Origin of the sequence: Burkholderia sp. IMCC1007 (assembly GCF_027257875.1) — a bacterium.
Taxonomy (GTDB): Bacteria; Pseudomonadota; Gammaproteobacteria; order Burkholderiales; family Burkholderiaceae; genus Burkholderia.
Genome location: NZ_JAPVQY010000009.1, coordinates 40,109 through 46,108, shown reverse-complemented (window position 1 = coordinate 46,108; position 6,000 = coordinate 40,109). Strand labels below are relative to the sequence as shown.

Annotated in this window: 5 protein-coding genes and 1 pseudogene; 3 read left to right on the top strand and 3 right to left on the bottom strand. The window is 66.7% G+C overall.

Translation table 11 applies throughout. From position 1 onward, the window contains the following. Positions 1–247 precede the first annotated feature (247 nt). Both O1Q03_RS11380 and O1Q03_RS11375 read left to right on the top strand, forming a co-directional pair. Complete coding sequence (locus O1Q03_RS11380; RefSeq protein ID WP_269503679.1) at positions 248–1,282, top strand: porin; 1,035 nt, start codon at positions 248–250, stop codon at positions 1,280–1,282. A 49-nt stretch (positions 1,283–1,331) separates the two neighbouring features. Next, positions 1,332–1,685, top strand: coding sequence for a BON domain-containing protein (locus tag O1Q03_RS11375; RefSeq protein WP_269503488.1), 354 nt, complete (start codon positions 1,332–1,334; stop codon positions 1,683–1,685). Positions 1,686–1,759: 74 nt separating this feature from the next. Here O1Q03_RS11375 and O1Q03_RS11370 read toward each other — a convergent pair. Continuing rightward, positions 1,760–1,963 (bottom strand): annotated as a pseudogene (locus tag O1Q03_RS11370) (hydrolase); the annotation flags it as partial. A 59-nt stretch (positions 1,964–2,022) separates the two neighbouring features. Further along, entirely contained in the window at positions 2,023–3,885 is a 1,863-nt protein-coding gene (locus O1Q03_RS11365; protein ID WP_269503487.1) for an ABC transporter ATP-binding protein, read from the bottom strand. A gap of 529 nt (positions 3,886–4,414) precedes the next feature. Here O1Q03_RS11365 and O1Q03_RS11360 point away from each other — a divergent pair. Then, entirely contained in the window at positions 4,415–5,296 is an 882-nt protein-coding gene (locus tag O1Q03_RS11360) for a Dyp-type peroxidase (RefSeq protein WP_269503486.1), read from the top strand. A 215-nt stretch (positions 5,297–5,511) separates the two neighbouring features. Here O1Q03_RS11360 and O1Q03_RS11355 read toward each other — a convergent pair whose 3' ends face one another. Then, positions 5,512–5,913, bottom strand: coding sequence for an OsmC family protein (locus tag O1Q03_RS11355; RefSeq protein ID WP_269503485.1), 402 nt, complete (start codon positions 5,911–5,913; stop codon positions 5,512–5,514). Positions 5,914–6,000 lie beyond the last annotated feature (87 nt).

Sequence of the window (6,000 nt, the reverse complement as noted above, 5' to 3'; positions counted from 1 at the left end):
CCGGGGCCGGGCCACCCCCCGGCCCCCCCCTGGGGGGGGGGGGGCCCCCCCCCCCCCCCCCCCCCCCCCGAGCCGCTGGTGCCGATCCTCACGGCACAAGGATATGTAGCGTGCTCATCGTCAGATTCGGCGCATGAGTTTTCAAAAAGATCAGGATGACAAATCATTGTCGCGAGATTCGCGACAAGGCATGGAGATGATGATGTCAGCGAGAAAGCACGTTTCGCTGGGGCTTGCCGGCTGTCTGATGGCGACTGCCGCATGCGCGCCTGCGTACGCTCAAAGCAGTGTCACGCTATTCGGTGTGGTCGACGTGGCGATGCTCTATACGAACAAGACGCGTAACCCCGTCACGGGTCTGAACGATGGAGGCCAGGTATCGATGATCGACGGCGGTCGCTACTATTCGCAGTTCGGCCTGCAGGGAGTCGAAGATCTCGGAGGCGGAGTGAAGGCGAAGTTTCGTCTGCAGAGCGGCATCAGTGCGACGGACGGCAGCTTGTTTCACTGCAATGGAAACCTGTTCGGCTGCGAATCGTGGATTGCGCTGTCGGGCGCTGCCGGCGAGTTGAAAATGGGATTGCAATTTTCCCCGTTCTTCCAGGCAGTTTACGATTCGGATCCTCGCGATCTGTCGCTGTTCGGCAGCGAAGCAACCATTTACGTTGGTACCGTACTGGGAACCAGCATTTTCAATCCGAACGCGGTGACGTATACGAGCCCGACCTTTGCCGGCTTGACTGTCAGTACCATGTTCGCGTTTGGCGGAAAGCCGGGCGATTTTAGCGCCGGCAAGCAATATGCGGCGCGTGTCCGATACCAGCACGGCGGACTGACGGTCAACGCCGCGCTATACAGCGGCAATGCAGGCGGCGCGCAGAGCACGCCGGTGCCGACCAACGTCGAGTTCGATGGCCGCATGATCGGCGTCGGCTATCAATTCGGCTCGCTCACCGCGAAGGCATCGTTCGTCAACTTCAAGGTCGCCGGCTCGTTCGACAGCGACGTGTTCGGCGGCGGCATCAACTGGTTCGCATCGCCGACGCTGGGGATCAACGCAGGGGTATGGCTGACAAGCGATCGCAACCATACGACCAATCATTCGATCATGGCGGCCGTGGGCGCCGATTATTTCCTGTCGAAGAGCACGACGCTCTATGCGCAATGCGGGGCGGTCAACAATCACGGAGCAATGAATACCGGCCTGTCGATGATCGGGGCGCTGTATGGCACGGCAGGCACGACGTTCGGCGGGACGGTCGGCATCCGGAAATTCTTCTAATCAATTCGATCGTGGCCCGGCACCGGGTCACGAAAACAGGAACATCAACATGAAGACCAGTCACGCCCTGTTGTCGCTCTACGTGGCGATCGCGCTGTCCGTTGCGGCGAATGTCCATGCTCAGTCGGAGCCGGCCGGTTCCGGTATCGTGCCGCCGGCGGTCACGTCCAGCAAGAAGGAGATCAGGGCCGCCAATCGCCGGCTTCAGAAGGCCGTCGTTCGCGCGCTCGGGAGCGCCAAGGGGCTGAATGCGACCAACATCGTCGTCATTGCGCGCGACGGTGCGATCGTCTTGCGCGGCTCGGTGACGGATAGCGCCCAGTCTTTAATCGCAACCGCGGTAGCGAGCTCGGTGAGCGGCGTCGCCGCAGTCAGGAACGACCTGTTGATTCGGCCGGAGTGAGTAGCGGGCGAGGCCGCTGCATTCGGGGGCGGCCCGTGAATCGGGAAGGACCGGCTCGGCCGAGCGGGCCATGCCCGTTCGGAATCGAGTGGGTCGTTATGCTTCACGACCGCCTGGTCCTTCAGGGAGCGCTCGATGAGCAGGCGGTACGGCGCGAAAATCATCCCGTAGACTTCCGCCCATGGTTGTGCGTCGGGGCGATGCCAGGTCTGCTGCAGTTCGAAAACGACCGCAGCGGTGTCGAGCGGCACCACACCGGCCTGAACTAGCCGGGCGAGCGCGTGTCCTGCGCCGTTTGCGAGCAGGCACCGATGCGTCGACCAGCGACGGACGACCATCAAACCGCCGCCCGCTTGCCCACCGGCCCCGCATCGTCATCGACCATGCGCCGCGGCGAATCGATCAAGCCCTTCGCCAGTTCCAGCGCCTGCCGTTCGAACAACCGCCGATAGATCCCGCCGTCGATGCGGATCAACTCGTCGTGATTGCCTTCCTCGATCACCTTGCCGCGATCCAGCACGAGCAGGCGGTCGAGCGAGCGCACCGTCGACAGCCGGTGCGCGACCACCAGCGTCGTGCGGCCGACCATCAGCCGCTCCATCGCCTGCTGGATCAGCACCTCGCTTTCGCTGTCGAGGCTCGACGTCGCTTCGTCGAGGATCAGGATCGGCGCATCGGCGAGGAACGCGCGCGCGATCGCGACGCGTTGGCGTTCGCCGCCCGACAGCTTGATCCCGCGCTCGCCGACGAGCGTGTCATAGCCGTCCGGCAGCGCGGCGATGAAGTCGTGCGCGCTGGCCAGACGCGCGGCACGCTCGATGTCGGCACGGCTCGCGCCGGGGCGCGCATACGCGACGTTCTCCGCGAGCGTGCGGTGGAACAGCACGGGCTCCTGCTGGACGATCGCGATCTGGCTGCGCAGCGAATCCTGCCGCACCTGCGCGATGTCCTGGCCGTCGATCGTGATGCGCCCGTCCGACACGTCGTACAGACGCTGGATCAGCTTGATGAACGTCGTCTTGCCCGACCCGGAATGGCCGACGAGCCCCACGCGCTCACCGGGCGCGATGCGCATCGAGAAATCGTCGTACAGCGGCACCGGATGATTGCCGTAGCGGAACGTCACGTGCTCGAAGCGGATCTCGCCGCGGCCGATCCGGATCGCCGGCGCGTCGGGACGATCGTCGATGCCGAGCGGCTGACGCTCGAGCGCGACGAGTTCTTCCATGTCGTTCACCGAGCGCTGCAGGTTGCGGATGTGCATGCCGACGTCGCGCAGATAGCCCTGCAGCATGAAGAACATGGTCAGCGAGAACGCGATGTCGCCGACGCTCGCTTCGTCGTTCGCCCACAGCCGCAGCGCGACGCCGATCATCGCGGCCTGCATCGCGACGAGCATCCCACCCTGCAGCCCGCCGTTGAGCGTGCCGCGCACCCAGGTGCGGCGCGTGCGCTGACGCCACTTGCCGATCACGCGCGCGAGCCGCGCTTCCTCGCGCGTTTCCGCGCCGAACGCCTTGACGACGGCGTTGCAGCTCACGGCGTCCGCAAGCGCGCCGCCCATGCGCGTGTCCCACAGGTTGCCGAGCCGCGCGGCGGGCGCGACGATGCCGAGCGACACGGCGACCGTCACCGAGATGTACAGCAGCGAACCCGCGCCGACGACGAGCCCCATCACCGGCCAGTGCGTGCCGAGCAGCACGGTCGCGCCGACGAGCATCGTCACCGACGGCAGCAGCGCGATCAGCACGGTGTCGTTGAGCAGGTCGAGCGCCCAGATCCCGCGCGTGATCTTGCGCACGGTCGAGCCCGCGAAGCTGTTCGCGTGCCAGTCGGTCGAGAAGCGCTGCACGCGATGGAACGACGCGGCGGCGATCTCGCTCATCATCTTCAGCGTGAGCGTGATGATGTTCAGGTAGACGCCCTGGCGCAGCAGCGTCGCGCCGATGCCGAGCGCGGCGAGCGTGCCGAACGCGACGAGGGCCGAATGCCACGCGGCCGCGCGGTCGGTCAGGCCGGTCGACAGCGCATCGACGAGACGGCCGGCGAACAGCGGCGTGAGCACGTCGGCGAGTGCGCCCAGCAGCGCGAGTGCCGCGACCGCCGCGGTGCGTACCGGCTGTTTGCGCCAGTAGCGGAAAGTGAAGCCGAAGACGGCCTGGAACGCCTGGCCGCCCAGATGGGTGGTTTTTCTGGTCATAAGTCGTTGCCCGGCGCATCGCGCGACGGGGCTTTCCGGTTCGGAGAACGTCGAAAACGCAACAGCCGGCCGCACGGACGACGCGGGCGAAACGAAACGGGCTGTCGGGAAAAGCGCGCGGGCTGGCGGGTTAGCGAAGCATCCGGGAGCCGGCGCGGACGACGGGCTGGATCAGCCGCGTCGTGGGACCACGTTCGGGAAGGTTGCTGGCATTCGGAACATCTGCACCTCCCTGAAGTGAACGGTTTGAAAGGACGCCGAAAAGACGTGAAGGGATTTTATCAGCAGTGCCGGACTCGCTGCAACGTCTGACGAATGCGGCGATGCAGCATCGACGCGGCTGGTATTCGGCGGTTGCGGCCCTGGTGCGTGGCACGTGCCGCGGCGCAGTGGTGCAGTGGCGCACGGGCCGGCCGCCCGCATCGATTACACTTTCGCGTTGCGCGGCGTGCGGCGCGGCGCGTGTTCACGCGCGTCGCGCCGGCCGGTACGGCCCGCAGACTCACCACGATACATTCCTGAGGAAACGATGAGCGACGTTCAGCAAGGCATCCTGGCTCCGATCGACACGGCGGCCCGATACCTGACTTTCACGATTTCGGACAACGGCAATGTGGCGGCGGCGCTGAAGGCGCTGCGCGCGCTCGTCGACGGGCGCGACACGGTCGTCGGCTTCGGGCATTCGCTGGCCGCGCACATCGGGCGCCCGGTGCCGGGCCTGACCGAATACCCGGCGTTCGCGGTGAACGACCGCACGCTGCCGATCACGCCGGCCGACGTGTGGGTGTGGCTGCGCGGCGACGATCGCGGCGACCTCGTGCTGCGCGCCCGCGCGATCGAGCGCGCGCTGGCGCCGGCATTCGCGCTGCAGGACGCGGTCGACGGATTCCGCTATTCGAACGATCGCGACCTGTCCGGTTACGAGGACGGCACGGAGAACCCGGAAGGCGACGACGCGGTGGCCGCGGCCATCGTCGCCGGGCAGGGCGCCGGGCTCGACGGTTCGAGCTTCGTCGCGGTCCAGCAATGGCTGCACGACTTCGACCAGATGGAACGCATCGCGTCCGGCGACATGGATCACATCATCGGCCGCCGCCGCTCGGACAACGAGGAACTCGACGACGCACCCGAGTTCGCGCACGTGAAGCGCACCGCGCAGGAAAGCTTCGAGCCGGAGGCGTTCATGCTGCGCCGCTCGTCGCCGTGGTCCGATGCGCGCCGCGCCGGCCTCTACTTCGTCGCGTTCGGCAATTCGTTCCGCGCGTTCGACGTGCAGATGCGCCGGATGAGCGGCGCGGAAGACGGTATCGTCGACGGCCTGTTCCGCTTCACGCGGCCGCTGACGGGTGCGTATTTCTGGTGCCCGCCGGTGAAGGACGGCACGCTGGATCTGTCCGCGCTCGGACTGTAAGCGCCGGACGGCATTCACGAACGGGCGGCCCGCGCTTGGCGCACGGGCCGCCCGTTTTGCATTCAGGTATCGGTCGCGTGCAGTGCGGGTTGCGTCCCGCGCAGCCTGCCGATGCGGCGTATGGCGATCGTCAATTCAACGTCGTTTCTTTCAGCGTTCGGTCGAGTGCGGCGCGGGTTGGTTCCTTCGCACGCCGGCGCTGCGTGCGACGATCGTCAATTCAACGTCGTTTCGATGCGCGTGCCGCGCTTGATGAATTGCGTGACGGGCGTCTTCTCGCAGATTTCCGCGAGACGCTGGCGTTGCGCGTCGTCGAGCGGGCCGTCGAGCGTCACGACGCGGCGCACGTATTGCAGCCCGTCGCGATCGGCATGCAGCTCGGTGCGCACGTCGATGGGCACGGCCGGCCACGACTTGCGCTGCATGTACATGCGCAGCGTCGCGGCCGTGCATTGCGCGAGGCCGGCGAGCACGAACTCGTACGGCGCCGGGCCGAGACCCTGTCCGCCTTCGCGCGGCGCTTCGTCGCCGGTCAGCGCGTGCGTGCCGGCCTGGAGCTGGACGACGTAGTTCGGCGCGTCGGCGGCGAGGGTGGCGGCAGCGTGGATGAGCGACATGGCAAGTCTCCGGTGAGCGGGAAAGAGAGGGCCGCGACGGCGCGCGGCGTACGAGCCGCCAGCATACCGGTTCGGGCGGGATCTCGG